Source organism: Methanoregula sp. (assembly GCA_041645435.1).
GTDB lineage: Archaea > Halobacteriota > Methanomicrobia > Methanomicrobiales > Methanospirillaceae > Methanoregula.
Genome location: JBAZQB010000004.1, coordinates 317,881 through 335,022, shown reverse-complemented (window position 1 = coordinate 335,022; position 17,142 = coordinate 317,881). Strand labels below are relative to the sequence as shown.

Sequence of the window (17,142 nt, the reverse complement as noted above, 5' to 3'; positions counted from 1 at the left end):
AACGTCACGATGACGGATTTTCACTATGTCCCGGGCAGCGATCATATCCACCTCGATGTCATCGCCCCCCTTGCCCGTAAGAGTAATGGTGCTGGCAAGCCAGTCGGCGCCGTCCTGCTCTCGATCGATCCGGAGGATTTCCTGTATCCTCTGATCCAGTCGTGGCCGGTACCAAGCGGGAGTGCAGAAACCCTGCTCGTTGAACGCGAGGGGGATCATGTCCTGTTCCTGAATGAACTCCGTCACCGGAACAATACCGCACTCAACCTGACAATCCCACTCATCCAGACGGACGTCCCATCCGTGATGGCGGTATTGGGAACTACCGGTGCATTTGAAGGAACGGATTACCGGGGGGCAGATGTGATCTCGGTGCTGGAACCGATCCCCGGTTCTCCCTGGTTCATCGTGGCGAAAGTCGATACCGGGGAGGCGTACTCGTCGTGGCGAAGTCGCTCGGCACTTATTGTCGCACTGGTAGCGGGAACAGTGATAAGCGTTTTTATCATCATCGGGCTGGTCTGGCAGCGCCGGCAGAAATATTTTTACCGCTCTCTCTATGCAACAGAAGCGGAGCGAAACAAAGAAGAGCTGCAGAACCGCGAGCGGCTGGAGACCCTGCTGCGGCTCTCTGAAATGCAGTCTGCCAGTGAACAGGAACTTATGGACTTTGTTCTCGATGCCGGATGCAGGCTTACGAACAGTTCACTGTCTTTTATCGGTGTAATGTCCCCGGACGAGGCGGTCTTTGACATCACAGCATGGTCGAAGTCGGCAATGAAGGACTGTTCCGTTGCCGCATCGCCGATCCATTTCCCTATCGAAAAAGCAGGCATCTGGGCTGAGGCCGTGCGAAAAAGAACCCCGCTTATCGTCAATGACTATAACGCACCCCAGGCGGCAAAGAAAGGTCTTCCCCCGGGACATGTTCCCATCACACGGTTTGCATCCATTCCGATCTTCGATCAGCAGCGGATCGTCATGGTCTGTGCCGTTGCCAATAAAGACGCTGATTATACGCCATTGGATGTGGACAACCTCACGCTCCTGATGCAGGGGGTCTGGAACCATCTCCGGAAGCGTTCGGCGGATGAGGCGCTGCGCCAGAAGACTACCGATCTTGAGGCTGCGTATGAAGAGATTACTGCGAGCGACGAGGAGCTGGCAGCAAACTACGATGAACTGGCAAAGAGCCAGCAGGCATTAGCCGAGAGCGAGCGGAAATACCGCACCATGATCGACTGGACGTATGACTGGGAATACTGGATCGGTCCGAACAGGAACGTTATCTATGTCTCACCATCCGTTGAACGCATCACGGGTTACGCTCCCACTGAATTTATTGCTGACAAAGATCTGATGGAACGGATCGTCCACCCCGATGACCGTGCCCGGTGGGAGGAACACCTCACACTCCATGCAAACAATACGCAGAGTAGCAATTCCGCAGAGATTGAGTTCCGCATTATTGCACGGGACGGTTCCACACGCTGGATCGGCCATACCTGCCAGGCGATCTTTGCAGATGATGACACATGGGCCGGAAGAAGGATCTCCAACCGGGACATCACCGGGCGGAAACGGGCGGAAGAAGCGCTCCGCGAGACCAACGAGTACCTTACCAGCCTCTTCGATTATGCAAACGCTCCGATCATTGTCTGGGATACGGAGTTCCGGATCACCCGGTTCAATCACGCGTTCGAGCGCCTGACGGGGAGCATTGCGGAAGGGGTCATTGGAAAACCTGTCGACATCCTGTTTCCCGACGATTCACGTCAACGGTCGATGGCTCTCCTGGGGCAGGCAACGGGAGGTGAACGATGGGAAGCAATAGAGATCCCCATCCACCGTAAGGATGGCTCCCGGCGGACTGTGCTCTGGAACTCGGCAACAATCTATGCTGATGACGGGACAACAGTTATCGCCACCATTGCACAGGGGCAGGATATTACGGACAGGAAGCAGGCGGAAGAAGCCCTTCGTGAGAGTGAGCGGCTCTACCGCTCCCTGTTTGAGAATATGCTGAACGGGTTTGCATATTGCAAAATGATCTATGAAGACGGTGACCCGCGGGATTTCACCTACCTTGCCGTGAATCGTGCCTTTGGGGAGCTGACCGGGTTACACGATGTGGAAGGAAAGAATGTCTCGGTAGTCATCCCGGGTATCCGCGAGGCAGATCCCCGGCTTTTCGAAGTTTACGGAAGGGTGGCATCAACCGGCATTCCCGAACGGTTCGAGATATTCGTGGAATCCTTAACAATGTGGTTCTCAATCTCGGTATATTCCCCGCAGCACGGGTATTTTGTAACCGTTTTCGACGTAATTACCGATCGCAAGGCTGCCGAGGAATCACTGCGCGAGAGCGAGAAGCGGTTCCGTTCTGCCTTTGATCTTGCCGCAATCGGGATGTCGCTGACCGCACTGGACGGGCGGTTCATGAAAGTAAACCAGGCATTCACGAGAATGATGGGGTATTCGGAAGAGGAGGTTCTCCAGTCCAATTATACCGATCTCACGTACCCGGAGGATATCGCATCCAGTGAGGCGGAACGCCTGGATCTCCTTTTCAGCACAAAGGAGGCGGCGCATTTTGAGAAGCGGTATATGAAAAAAGACGGCCGGATCATCCGGGCCTTTGTCAGCCATATCCTCGTGCGGGATGAAAACAACAAGCCGCAGTATTTTGTCACGATAATCCAGGATATCACCGAGCGCAAAGTGGCAGAAGATGCTCTGCGCGAGAGCGAGCACCGGTTCAGAAATCTTGTCGAAACAACCAGCGACTGGGTATGGGAAGTGGATGAAACCGGGCACTATACCTATTCAAGTCCGCAGATATTCGCGATTCTCGGGTATAACCCCGAGGAATTACCGGGTAAAACCCCCTTTGACTTCATGCCTCCGGAAGAGGCTGCGCGTGTCGGTGAGATCTTCAGTAAGATTGTTGCTTCACAACAAATGTTCTCATCTCTTGAAAATACGAATCTGCATAAAGACGGCCATAAAGTCATCCTCGATACCAGCGGCGTTCCGGTATTTCGCCCGGATGGAACATTCTGCGGGTACCGCGGAATTGATCGGGATATCACTGATCGCAAGCGGGCAGAAGAAGCGCTCCGCGAGACCAACGAATACCTCCGCAGCCTGCTGGATTATGCCAATGCCCCGATCATTGTCTGGGACCCGGAATTCCGGATTACCCGGTTCAACCACGCATTCGAGGATCTGACCGGCATGACCGAACGGGAAGCCATTGGCCAGCACATCTCCCGGCTCTTCCCGGAATCAAGCCGGGAAGCTTCTCTCGAACTGATTCAAAAGACCGTTGCCGGGGAGCGGTGGGAAGTTGTCGAAATCCCCATTCTCCACAGGTACGGAGAGATCCGGATGGTGCTCTGGAACTCGGCAAATATTGTTGATCCCAGCGGAACCCTCATCTCAACCATCGCACAGGGACAGGACATCACCGAACGCAAGGCAGCAGAGGAAGATCTCAAATCATCCAATGCCTTCCTTGACATGATCATCGACATGAGCCCCTTCTCGATGTGGATTTGCGATAAAGAGGGGACGGTTACAAGAGTGAACCGCTCCCTGTGCCAGACCATCCGTCTCACCCCTGATGACATTGTGGGCAAATACAATGTGCTCAGGGACACCAACCTGGAGACCCAGGGGGTCATGCCCGGTGTACGGGCGGTGTTCGACAACTACACGCCGGCACGTTTTAGTATCCGGTGGAAAGCGGCAGATGCCGGTGATGTCGATTTCAAAGGAGCACGCGACATGCATATCGATGTCTCCTTATTCCCGATCCTGAATGCACGGGGTGAACTGACCCATGTGGTATGCCAGTGGGTTGATATTACCGAACGGAAGAATGCTGAAGATGCACTGAGGGAGACCAATGAGTATCTCCAGAACCTGATCGATTATGCCAATGCTCCGATCATCGTGTGGGACCCGCAGTTCCGTATCACCCGCTTTAACCACGCCTTTGAAAAGCTGACGGGCCGGACCGAAGAGGACGTCATCGGGCAGCACCTTGCAATCCTCTTCCCGGAATCGAGCAGGGACGGGTCGGTTGAGCAGATTAAAAAGACCCTTGAAGGAGAGCGCTGGGAAGTTGTCGAAATCCCCATTCTCCACAGGTCCGGAGAGATCCGGATCGTGCTCTGGAACTCGGCCAATATCGTAAGCCCTGATGGCACGATCATCTCCACCATCGCACAGGGTACCGACATCACCGGGCGCAAGCTGGCGGAAGAGGCGCTGCGCGGGAGCGAAGCTTCCTACCGGGTGCTTGCCGAGAATTTACCAGGTATCGTGTACCGTATCCACCTGCGGGAGGACAACCGTATGGTCTTCTTTAACGATCAGCTGACCGCGTTATCCGGGTATGCTCCTGAAGAACTGGTAAAAGGTGCCGTCTGTTCCATTGAGCCGTTCATTCATCCCGATGATATTCCCCGGGTTCTTGCAGCCGTGGAGAAAGCAGTTGCAGAATCCACAACCTTCAGTGTTGAATACCGGTTCCGGCATAAGGATGGCAGCTGGCGGTACTTCATTGAACGGGGCAAGGTGGTTCCCGGCCAGGATCTGGCACCGCAGTTCATTGATGGTGTGATCCATGATGTCACCGACCGCAAGCTGACCGAGACCCAGCGTGAGAAACTTATCCGGACACTCGAACAGAAAAACACAGAGCTCGAACGCTATACCTACACGGTTTCGCACGATCTCAAGAGCCCGCTCATCACCATTCGCGGGTTTGCCGGGCTGCTCGAAGACGATGCATTAAAAGCGGACCATCTCCTGCTGAAAAAAGATATCCACCGCATCACTGAGGCTGCCGACACGATGCAGTCGCTTCTTGCCGACCTCCTGGAACTTTCCCGCGTGGGAAGGATCGTTAACCCCCCGGAAAAGATCCCGTTTGGCAGGATTGTGTCTGAAGCAGTGGATCTCCTTGCCGGGTCACTCACCGAACGGGGTGTCACGGTCGAGATTGCGCCCGATCTGCCGGAGGTGATTGTCGATTCTGCCCGTATCCGGGAAGTGATGGTCAACCTTATCGAGAATGCAATCAAGTTCCTTGGGAACCGGCCTGACCCCAAAATCCGGATCGGTGTGGACACAACCGGAGAGACCCCGGTCTTCTTCGTGCAGGACAACGGCATCGGGATCAATCCCCGGTATCTTGAACGGATCTTCAACCTGTTCGAAAAACTCGATGCTTCTGCACGGGGTACGGGGATAGGCCTGACGATCAGCCGGCGGATCATCGAAGTGCATGGCGGGAAGATATGGGCGGAATCTGAGGGACCCGGGAAAGGTACCACGTTCCGGTTTACGCTGCCGGCTGTACCCGCAGGAACCCTGGATCATGGCCGGTCCTGATCAGGATTAGTGCATGAGCAGCCACTTCCAGAGCGGAATGCAGCGGATCCCCTCCGTTTCCCGCTCCAGATCCCGGGTGATCAGCAGCAGTGATTGGACCTTGCCGGGGTATTCTGTCAAAAACTCCTTAAGTCCGGCATATTCACGCTCGTCCGGTACGCATGACCGTTATGACATCGGGCGCATCATTCTCATGAAAAACTGTCGGATAATCCACCCATTACTTTATTATATATAATACTGATTATCCATAGACCTACAGTCCCGGAAATGTGTGTTCTATGGACCAGAAGGACGGATTTTTACGGGAACCCCCCGAAGAATGCCTCCCGTCTGCATTGACAGTGGCGATTCCCCCGGCAGACCGTTCGGCAGCCAACACGCTTTTTGATACAGGGGCAGCTGAACACGGTTCTGAACATTTTTTTATCGGGATTCCTGGACCGGTCCTCAAAAAAATTGGGAACGAATGGGCATTGGACCGGGGGCGGTGCTAAATGGCTGAACACGCTTCGCCCCCGTCTTTGTTCCCCCAGGCTTCCCTTGTCCTGACCCTTGCCTGCAGTGCTGCTGCTTTTGTTCTCCTCTACCTTTTAAGTCAGTCCAATTATCTCCTCTTCCACAGCATTATCGAGATTACAACCGTCGTGATAGGGTTCTCCATTTTCGTGCTGATAATAAATGCACGGAAACATATCGACAATTCATATTTCTTTGTTATCGGTATCGGGTTTTTTTTTATCTGTACTATCGATGTTATCCATACTCTTGCTTACAAAGGGATGGGGGTATTTCCTGCGGCAACCGCAGATCTCCCCACCCAGCTCTGGATTGCCGGGCGATACCTCCAGGCGGCGACCTTGCTTGCAGCCCCGCTTGTTATCGGAAGAAAGATACGCCTGCCGGTGCTTTTTTTCGGATACGCAGCAGTCACCGCGCTCCTGCTGGGATCGATCTGGTACGGCATCTTCCCGCACTGCTTTATCGAAGGGCAGGGGCTGACACCGTTCAAGATAGGGAGCGAGTACCTCATCTCATTCATCCTTATCCTTGCAACCATCGCGCTCTATTATAAACGGGAGTATTTCGATCCCCGGATCTTCCTGCTCCTTGCTGCAGCAAACTTCTTAACAATCGGGGCCGAGCTCGCATTTACTTCGTATATCAGCGTGTATGGCTTCATGAACATGCTCGGGCATCTCTTCCGGCTGGCCGCTACCTTGTGTTTTTACATGGCATTCCTTGTATTCGGACAGGAGCAGCCGTATGAACTGCTCTGGCACCGTATCTGGCAGAAAGAAAAGGAACTCAAAGATCTCAATGCAACGCTTGCCGATCGTGTGGCGGTGCGGACCCATGAGCTGGAGGAGACAACCCTCCGGCTTGAAGAGGAGATTGATTTCCGGAAGCAGGCCGATGAGAATCTGCGAAATAACGAGGAGAAGTACCACACTGTCGCAGATTTCACCTTCGACTGGGAATTGTGGCTGGGTCGGGATCACCAGATACTCTATTGTTCACCGTCCTGTGAACGTATCACCGGATATCCCCCGGAGGCGTTTAATGCCGATCCGCAACTGTATACAAAGATCGTTTATCCCGATGACCAGTTCCTGATGGATGAACACAACCGCACCGCATGGGAGACTCTTGAAGCCCGGTCTGTTGATTTCAGGATCATTCACCGGGATGGTTCAATACGCTGGATCGGTCATGCCTGTCAGCGGGTGACAGCCCATGACGGTACTGAGCTTGGCAGACGCGTAAGCAACCGGGATATCACTGACCGCAAGCAGGCGGAGGAAGAGCTTACCCGGGTCAACCGTGCGCTGCAGATGCTCAGCGATGCCAACCAGGCAATGGTTCGCATCACTGATGAAACAAAACTGATGAACGAGATCTGCCGGATCGCTGTCGATATTGGCGGTTATCGCATGGCCTGGATCGGGTTTGCGGAACAGGATGAAGGAAAGACCGTGCGCCCGGTGGCCCATGCCGGTGTCGACTCGGGATACATCGAGACTGCTCATCTTACCTGGGCTGAGGACAGCCCCCGGGGCCGTGGCCCTGGCGGTACCGCGATACGTTCGGGGCAACCGTCCATGGCTCGCAACATTTCCATGGACCATGCTTTCGCTCCGTGGAGAGATGAGGCCATGAAACGCGGCTATCAATCGATCATTGCCCTGCCGCTGACCCGTGAAGGCAGGACGTTCGGAGCGATGGGCATCTATGCCAGCGAGGCGGACGCATTCGATTCTAAAGAAGTAAAAATCCTCAAAGAGCTGGCAAACGATCTGGCCTATGGTATTGACGCGCTGCGGACGTGGGCGAAACAGAAGCAGGCTGAGGAAGCAATCCGTGACCTCAACGACTATAACCGCAGCCTGATCGAGACGAGTATCGATCCGCTCATGACCATCAGTAAAGACGGGAAGATCCAGGATGTGAATACCGCAACGGAAACGGCGACCGGCCTGACAAGGAAGGAACTGATCGGCACCGATTTCTCGGAATATTTCACCGAACCACAGAAAGCCCGTGAAGGGTACATGCGGGTCTTTTCCGAGGGAAAAGTCCTTGATTACCCGCTTGAGATCCGGCACTGCGACGGGCACATCATGCCCGTTCTTTACAACGCAGCCGTATATCCCGACCGTAACGGGAATATCAAGGGGGTCTTTGCAGCAGCACGGGACATCACCGAGCGCAAACGGGTAGAGGAGTCACTCCGGGAGAGCGAGGAGAAGTTCAGGTCTCTTGTTGAGTATGCCCTTGATGGAATCCTGATCCTTGATTTACAGGGGACGATCCTTTTTGTAAACAATGCTATGGCTCGCACGATAGAATCCGATGATCCTGCAGGATTAATTGGCAGGAATGTGATGGAATTCATCGCATCAGAGTCTCGGGAAGATGTTGTTAAGGACTTTGTGCAGGTATCTCAGGGTCACGATGCATACCTTGCACACTACTATGTGATATCGGCAAAAGGAAAAAAAATCTACGTGGAAAGCATTGGGAAGGTTATTATCTATGAGGGAAAACCCGCAGACCTCGTTTCCATACGGGACGTCACCGAACGCAAACAGGCTGAAGATGCGCTGCAGAAAAGCGAGGAGAAATTCCATAACGTATTCGACTGGGCAAACGATGCGATTTTGCTGCATACCCTGACAACGGAGGGGTCGCCCGGCCGCTTCCTTGACGCGAACCCGGTCGCGTGCCGGATGCTAGGGTATTCCCGGGCCGAGCTGCTCACCATGGGTCCACCTGATATTGTTCCCGCTGAACTTCACCCCCAGCTTGGAGAGATAATCCGGCAGACCGCAACGAAGGAATCAGTTCTGTTCGAGACCCGGCTCCTGCGAAAGGACAGTACAACCCTCCCGGTCGAATCGAGCGGCCATCTAGTCACCTACGACGGAAAGAGGACCTGGGTTTCCCACATCCGTGATATCACCGGGCGAAAGCAGGCGGATGTGCAACGAGAGAACCTCATCCATGAACTCGCCCGGAAGAATGCCGAGCTTGACCGGTTCACCTATACCGTATCCCACGATTTAAAGAGTCCCCTCCTCTCCATCAGGGCATTTCTCTCCCTCCTTGAAGATGACCTGAAAAACGGGGATTCGTCCCGGGTAAAAACAGACATTTCGCGGATGTCTGAGTCTGCGGAAAAATTAGAGTCCCTGATCACCACCCTCCTTGCGCTGTCCCGTAGTGGAAAAAGTATTGATACGCCATTGCCGGTACCATTCCGCAGACTCGCGCTGGATGCAGCAGGGTTACTGGACGCCTCATTACAAAAACACGGGGTCACGTTAATAATTCCTGACACCCTGCCGGTCGTTTCGGGCGACCGGCAGAGGCTGCTTCAGGTGATGACCAACCTGCTGGACAATGCGATCAAGTTCATGGGTGAGCAACCGGAACCGCGAGTGGAAGTTGGCGTACGCAACGATGCCGGAATAACAGTCTTTTATGTGCAGGACAACGGAATGGGAATTAACCAGGAGAACCTGGAAAAAGTCTTCGGACTGTATGAGCGTTTCCATCCGGACATTCCCGGTACCGGCATCGGGCTTGCCACGGTGAAGCGGATCATTGAAGCCCATAAAGGAAAGATTTGGGTGGAGTCGGAAGGTGAGGGAAAGGGAACAACGGTCTGCTTCACGCTGCCGGGAATTATGGAAACGAATGCTACGTGAGGGGGGAACCAAAAACGATTCGTCTCTTATCGCCTTTTTTTACATGAAAACGCGTTCTTCTGCCATTGGATAGGTGATATGCTCCTCTTTGGGTTCTGCGGCTGCCTTATGGAAATGCGGTGTGAAACGATCCGCCCCCTCCTTTATCCCTCTTCTAAGAGACTGATAGCAGGAGGGTCCGGGTCCTGGGGCAAATAAGCCCATCCCGGGCGATTTTTCCCTTTATGATACGCCAGCCAAAATCGGAAAACCCCGCAAAACCGTCCGTTTCGGTGCGTGTAAAAAATACACTTAATTATCGCCCTGTTTGCCAAAATACGGGCGGAAAGCCCCTCACCTGAAGCCTGCCAAAGGCCCTTAAACCGAAGCTGATTTTGCCACTTAGTTTACCCCATCCGGACCCCGGAAACCCTGCCGGTATGCGACTATGAGGGGCGTTTTTCCGGGGGTCTGAAAAACAGAGTAATTTTAGTCGATTAAGGAAGGGAGAGCACTTGCTCTTTCTTAGTCAACCTGTTACTTTTTGCCCAATATCTCCTCGCGGAGCACAATGACCCGGTATCTCATCCGGTTTTCTTCATACAATGGGGAACTTTTGAGGAGAAACGCCAGGTTCAGCCCGTATTTGTTCCGGGCTATGAATTTGCCCGTCCGGACCGATTTCTGGTCCGTGACAAATCCGTCGACACTCAGGGAAAACTTGTTCTCCGGGGCTGCGAGTGAGCTGAAGTGTTTTCCAACGATGTCCGCCATAGTATAACCGAATCGTGTTTTAAACGACTCGTTTACATACGTGATTATGCCCGCCGAATCCGTGATAATGACCGGGTCATCCATGCTGTCCAGAGCAGCATCGAGTGTGGCGAGCCGGATCCGTTCTGCTACGAGCTGATCATTTAAGGACTTCAGGGCTATCTCATCATCTTTCCGGTGGGAGATATCGGTGCAGTATACCGCAATCGATTGGATAATTCCCTCGGAGTCTGCAATGGGAATCGCAGCGCTGTCATACCAGATATTCCCCACATGTTCCTCAACCCGGGTTGTTTTTCCGGCTCCTGCCTGCCGTACTGCTTCTGCGAGGGGCGCGGAGATGGATTGACGGGTAAGCAGTTCAAAAAAGGACTTGCCGATAAGGCTCCCTGCGGTGTCCTGTGCTCTCTTTTCCATCGCTTCGTTCAACGCCATGATCGTTGCATGTTTGTCCAGCAGGACGGAGGGATTGTCCGTAGCGTTGAGCAGCGTGCGTATGGTGTCGTCACGTTCCCTGAGTTGCCGTTCGATCTTGTGCTTGTAGAGTGCCATCTCAATAACGGAATAGAGTTCACGTTCATCGTAGGGTTTTAAGACATAACCATAGGGAACGGTTACCTTTGCCCGTTCAAGCAGCGCCGGGTCTGCATACGCCGTGAGATAGATGACCGGGATATTGCAGAGTACATGGATCCTGCCTGCGGCTTCAATCCCATCCATCTCTCCGGCAAGATGGATGTCCATAAGGACAAGATCCGGTTTCATCTCTTTGATTTTTTCCACCGCGATCTCACCGGATTTTGCTATCCCGGAAACGGTATATCCCAGGCCTTTTAAGGTCTCCATGATATCGTTTGCAACGATCGCTTCATCTTCTACAATAAATATCGTCCTTTTCTCCATCATGCACCGAGTCCTGAATCCGTTATCCGGGGTTCCCTCATTATATAGTTCCTATACCGCGGTCTGATAAAATATTTTGTTTGCTCGATTACGATTCCCTCACAATTCCGGGCGATCAGCTGCCGTAACTGGATCCGGCTCTGACATTCAATGAAAAACCCCGCAGCCGGTTATATTTTCGCAGGTTAAGGGTGTCGTTGCACAAGACGCGGATGGTTTCAGGGGAATCATCCGGGTTTTTGATAACGAAATCCATGTCATATCCCATTCAAGTAATGCGGGTCGGCAGACTGAGCACAGATTTTGAGCTCCCTGCTTTTGTACCCGAATGGCGTATTCCCGCCCGGATGATGACTGGCGGAGTTGTCATGATGCGAACAGGATTGAGATCTAATTAAATTTTCTGATAAACGTAACGATATTTATTCTTTCCTATGCTCTGCATCGAAGGTTGAACGGCGGCTACATGGGCAATGCCGGATATTATCCCGTTTTAATTAACATGATCTACTTGTGCAGAATATCATCGGCCAATGTATCTGGCATGTACAGGCTCTGAAGAAAATAGGCTCCAGCGGTTCGTGTTTCCCATTTCTTCATCATGATGATGAAATTGCATATGTAACGGGCATGTAGCTGTTCGGAGTGAGCCATAGTCGCTTCCATAATGTTCGTCTCCACGGGCTCGCGCCCGTTCCGCTCACATCACGTAGCGATATTTTTAAAGGAGCGTGTATACACAACCAAAGAATTGTGGGCCAAACCGGGTATCCCATGAGTTATTCTTTTCTCCGGGCGGATCGCTCCCGTATAGATTTGGAGAAATTACCCTCGCACCTTTCAAAACGAATTGTTGATAAAATTGAATCGTTATCTGAAGATCCGGACCGCACAGCAGAACGATGCGAAGGGTATCTGTATTACTTTCACCATGCAGGAACCCGACGCGTTATCCTTAAAATCGCTGATTCCAAATGGCGGATCTCCGTTGTGAAAACAGGCCCGAGAAAGAAAGTATATGATCGGTGATCTGTTCCCTAATTATTCTCGTATGAGGAACCTGTAATCAGTGTGTAGGCAACCCAAGGGAAAATACGCCTTATTCGGGCTCCGTTTACCATACCCTTAACCAGAAACCCCCGAAAATCCGTCCGTTTCGGTGCGTGTGAAAAATACACTTAATTATCGCCCTGTTTGCCAAAATACGGGCGGAAAGCCCCTCACCTGAAGCCCGCCAAAGGCCCTTACACCGAAGCTGTTTTTGCTACTTAGTTTACCCCATCCGGACCCCGGAAACCCTGCCGGAATGCGAATGTGAGGGTCGTTTTTTCCGGGATGCCGGATTTTTTGGAAAATAAGGCGGGACAAGAACGGGGTTCTTCGATCCAGGGATCTGAAAAATCGGGGATATCCAGGAATACGGGGAGCCGGTCGCGGTCAGGGAAGATTCCCCTTTCATTCGTTGATGCAGTGCACTGCATACAGGGGGACCGATTTAATGTTATTATCAAATCCAAAATTTTTTGTGGATATTCGAATGGCATACTCCGGATGGTAATGATCAATATATTGCGCAAGGCTTTTCGATCGCACATTTTCTGAAGATTTTACTTCAATGGGAACGATTCCGCCGGTTTTATTCTGAACGATGAAGTCTACTTCTGCCTTTCCCGGTGATTCCCAGTAATAGGGGGTGTATCCATTTGCAAGAAGGGCAAAACAGACGTAATTTTCTGTGAGAGCACCCTTGATACTATCCAGTTGTGAACTTTTTTGTAAAATCAGGTGTGCGGGTATGCCGAAATGAGCACAAAGGAGACCCGTATCGGTCATGTATATTTTAAAAAAGGATGATTCTCCATATACCGAAAGGGGAAGTCTGCCTTCTTTAGCTCTGGTGCAGATGATAACAACGCCCGATTCTTTGAGCCAGTTGAGGGATGATTCATACAGGTTTGCACGGGCACCGGATTTGATTAATCGGTATTGAAATTTATGATTGGGTTTTGCCAGTTGGGCAGGGATGCTGCGGAACACTGCCATAATCCTTGTCGTTTCTGCAGGGGCTGCGTATTTTGCCATATCGGCGATATAAGCATCACTGATATTTTTCTGAACGGAATGGAGAAGATCAAAGTCCTGCCGGTCTTTGTATTCCATGACCGCACCGGGCATTCCTCCCACCACAAGGTACAGCAGGTAGAGATCAAGAGCGGTTTCGTGCAGTGCCATCTGAGTGTCAGAGCGGTATGAATCCCTGATCAGTTCAGAGAGTTCCCGTTTCCCCACTGCCCATAAGAACTCTTCAAAATCGAGCGGGTACAGGGTGATCATCTCAACCTTTCCGACAGGGAACGAATAGTGTTCCCGGTTAAGAGCAACCCCGAGCAGGCTGCCGGCAGCGATAATGTGATAATCGGTACGATCTTCGCAGAAGTACTTTAAGGATGTCAGGGCCTGTTCACATACCTGTATCTCATCAAAAAACAGCAAGGTTTCGTTCGTCAGTATTGTCTGACCGGATAATGCGGTGAGTTCTTTTATGATCCGGGAAGGATTCAGATCCCGCCTGAAGATGTTCGCAGCCTCTGCATTTGCTTCAAAATTTATGTAGACAACATTTTTGTAATGTTTCTTTCCAAATTCAAGGATTGAATAGGTCTTTCCCACCTGCCGGGCTCCATACAGGAGAAGTGGTTTATGATGGGGAGTATTTTTCCATTGTTTCAACCGGGCAGAAATTTTTCGGTCCATAAACAGGATATATTCTACACTTTTTGGATTATAATTGTGTTGGTTCAGTACACTTTTCAGACCATAGATCGTGGCCGGTGAAGATTTTTGTTCTCCGCCATTGATGCCAGTCCTTACTTCATATCAGCGGTTCGCCACGTCCCCTTCGGTACCATGATCTCGAACCGTGCCCCTTTGCCCGGTTCCCCGCGCTCCGTGATCGTAATACCGGTGATCGACAGGATCTCGCGGGAGAGGAAGAGGCCGAGACCGGTATTGTGCCCGAACCCGCGCCCGAACAACCTTTTCTTATCCTCTGCCGGTATTCCGTCACCGTCATCCTCAACAGAGATCATCATATCCTTTCCTGACTCCTGATGACAGAACCGGATCGTGGTCATATTCTGGCCGCCGTACCGGAGAGCATTGTCAATGAGGTTGTAGAACACTTTTTCAAAAAGCGGGTCTGCATATATTTCAAGACCGGCAATCTCATCCACGACCCGGACATTGCGCATCGGGAGAACGGTAACTGCCAGTTTAAGACAGAGGGAGAGGTTCTGCCAGACGGGAGCTTTAACGCCGAGATCCTGGTATTCTTTGGTAAAGAGAATCTGCCGTTCGATGGCGTTTGCAGCCCGCTCTTCCTTAACAATATATTCCGAAGTTTTTGCAGCATCGCCAAGGGTCTCTTTTGACAGCTCCAGATAAGCGGTCAGCGAGAGAAGCTGGTTGCGGATATCATGACGGGTGATGCTTGAGAGAAGATTTAATTTCTTGTTCACTTCGCGGATGGCAGTCTCCATCTGTTTCCGTTCGGAAATGTCCCGGATGATACCGACGAGGTATTCTTCGCCGTCGCTGTTTATGTACAGGGATTTCTTGGTGACAATGGTATGCCGGTTCCCATGGGCATCGGTCAGGCTTTCTTCATTCTCGTTTATCTCCCGTGTGCTGAACACTTCCTCATCTTTTTTGCGGAAAACATCTGCTTCCTCTTTGGGAAAGAAATCATAATCGGTTTTTCCTAAAAGTTCTTCCCGGGTATAGCCGATGAATTGGCAGAAACCATCGTTCAGGGTCACAAACCGGTGCCTGCGATCCTTGACAAAGACCGGATCGGAGATGGTGTTGATGATGGCATCGAGATAGTTCTTCGATTCCTTCCATGCCCGGGCAATTGTTTTCTGGTGCGTGACATCACGGAGCGATTCAATTGCGCCAACGATCTCCCCGTTCTGGTTGAAAAGGGGAGTTGCCGTAATCCAGAACTGAAGCCGGGTTCCATTAGGCCGCTGTGTCTCGATCTCAGCAAGGATGGTGTGCCCGTTCCGGTGAGAATTAGGATACTGCGTCCCGATCGCGTCCTGATCATCGTGCAGCACCAGATCTATGAGAACCGGACGGGGTTTTCCATAGAACCAGACTGCATAAGCATAATCCCCTTTACCGAGAATGGAAGAAGGTGGTATCCCCGTTAATTTTTCCATTGCCCGGTTCCACGCCACGATCTTTCCGTTCGTATCGATGACCATGGTGGGATCGGGAAGGAAATCGATGATATCAGTAAGGCGCCGGTTGGCATCCCGCAGTTCATATTCCACACGTTTGCGGACAGTGATGTCCCGGTTGCTGGCCCGCCGCCCGGTGAATTCTCCCCGTGCATTATAAATCGGCTGGCAGACATGACCGATCCAGCGTATATCCCCGTTCCGGTGAATAATACGGAAATCAACGGCACCGGGCTGCTGCCGGGTAAATCCCTGCGTCATGTGGTGATCGAGAGCATGGCTGTCATCAGGATGGATGATCTTTTTGATCAAACCTTTATCTTCTGCAAATTCCCGGGAGGTATACCCGGTGATTCGCTCGCAGGAAGGCGTGGTATACAGGATGGTCTCGTCGGGCGCTATCCAGTACTCCCAGTCAAAGGTATAATCCGCAAGCAGACGGTATTTTTCCTCGCTCTCAATGAGAGCCTTCTCGGCTTTCCTGCGTTCTGTAATGTCCCTGCCGATCACCTGGATTCCGGTGACTGTCCCCTCTTTTATGACCGGTGCTCCGGAAAACTCCATGATAGCATATTCCCCATTCTTTTTCCGGAACCGGATGGTAATCTCGTTGATTTTTTTTCCCTGTCCGATATCCGGAATCGAGGCTAGCACCATGCCGGAATCGTCCGTGTGGATAAACTCCCCGGGCATTTTCCCCATGATCTCAAAAGAGCTCCACCCAAGAATTCTCTCCACAGACGGGGAGACGTACATTGCTTTTCCCGTTATGTCCGTGAGGATAATGACATCGGAACTTCGCTCCGCAACGCCCCGGAACTGTTGCTCGCTCTCCTGGACCCGCAATGTGAGGAATGAGACTACGGCAGCGATTACGATGAACAAAACGATCCTTCCTCCTGCGGATATGAGTTCCCCGGGAAAGACCGGATGAATAATGAATATCATGCAGCAGTAGATCGCCGAGAGTGCGCACGCGAAGAGTATCCCCCGGCGGGGAAAGAAGTATGCTGTGAGAATAATCGGGATGTAGAAGAGGTGCGGGAGCACATTTGTGATGCCGAGGGTGAGCCCATATGCGTTCAGGAACAGGACTACGGCAGAGATGGCAGCGATTAGGAAAGAGAGGAGGCCCGGTTTTTTCTGCAAGTGGAGGATAATGGGATGGTCCATTGGATAATTTCCTTTAGTTGTGACTCTATTCATTTGTTATTGATGATGTAAATTATAATACTTGATCCGTCATGGATTACGCAGGATATGATCAACCTGCCGGGGTCATCAATGGCTCCATCCGCTCAGGTATTCATCAGGATTCTGCCATCCGTATTTCTTTCCCATGACTCGTTTCTCTCAGGTCCTGGCCGGATTGGTTCGACATCCTCCCCTGCGATGAGATGCATGATATTGATGGCCGCCATGTTTACCCGCGTGCACCGGGTATCCACCCGGTCCAGATCCGGACCAGTTGCCGGAAGTGGGCGCAGATGGGGCGGATGCGGATGCAGTGATTGATGCATTCGGGAAGAATGTGCAGGTCTGTAAAGTGTTCTGGACCTTGTTCGTGGTTATGGCGGGGATAGTGCCGGCCCGGGTTGTGGGCCCGGGGACGGTTCAGAATGCAGGGG

At 52.0% G+C, this 17,142-nt stretch carries 5 protein-coding genes; 2 read left to right on the top strand and 3 right to left on the bottom strand.

From position 1 onward, the window contains the following. Positions 1–9 precede the first annotated feature (9 nt). Entirely contained in the window at positions 10–5,403 is a 5,394-nt protein-coding gene (locus WC593_10430; GenBank protein MFA4825557.1) for a PAS domain S-box protein, read from the top strand. 497 nt (positions 5,404–5,900) lie between these two features. Then, the gene (locus WC593_10425) at positions 5,901–9,614 is read left to right on the top strand and encodes an MASE3 domain-containing protein (GenBank protein ID MFA4825556.1); all 3,714 of its coding nucleotides are present in this window, start codon (positions 5,901–5,903) and stop codon (positions 9,612–9,614) included. Between the two features lie 516 nt (positions 9,615–10,130). On the opposite strand, the gene WC593_10420 is transcribed toward WC593_10425, so the two are convergent. The 3 genes from WC593_10420 to WC593_10410 all read right to left on the bottom strand — a co-directional run bounded on the left by WC593_10420 (position 10,131) and on the right by WC593_10410 (position 16,687). Beyond that, the gene (locus WC593_10420) at positions 10,131–11,273 is read right to left on the bottom strand and encodes a response regulator (protein MFA4825555.1); all 1,143 of its coding nucleotides are present in this window, start codon (positions 11,271–11,273) and stop codon (positions 10,131–10,133) included. A 1,452-nt stretch (positions 11,274–12,725) separates the two neighbouring features. After that, positions 12,726–14,024: an ATP-binding protein gene (locus tag WC593_10415; GenBank protein ID MFA4825554.1), complete on the bottom strand. Its 1,299-nt coding sequence runs from the start codon at positions 14,022–14,024 to the stop codon at positions 12,726–12,728. 113 nt (positions 14,025–14,137) lie between these two features. Further along, complete coding sequence (locus WC593_10410) at positions 14,138–16,687, bottom strand: PAS domain S-box protein (protein ID MFA4825553.1); 2,550 nt, start codon at positions 16,685–16,687, stop codon at positions 14,138–14,140. Positions 16,688–17,142: the final 455 nt, after the last annotated feature.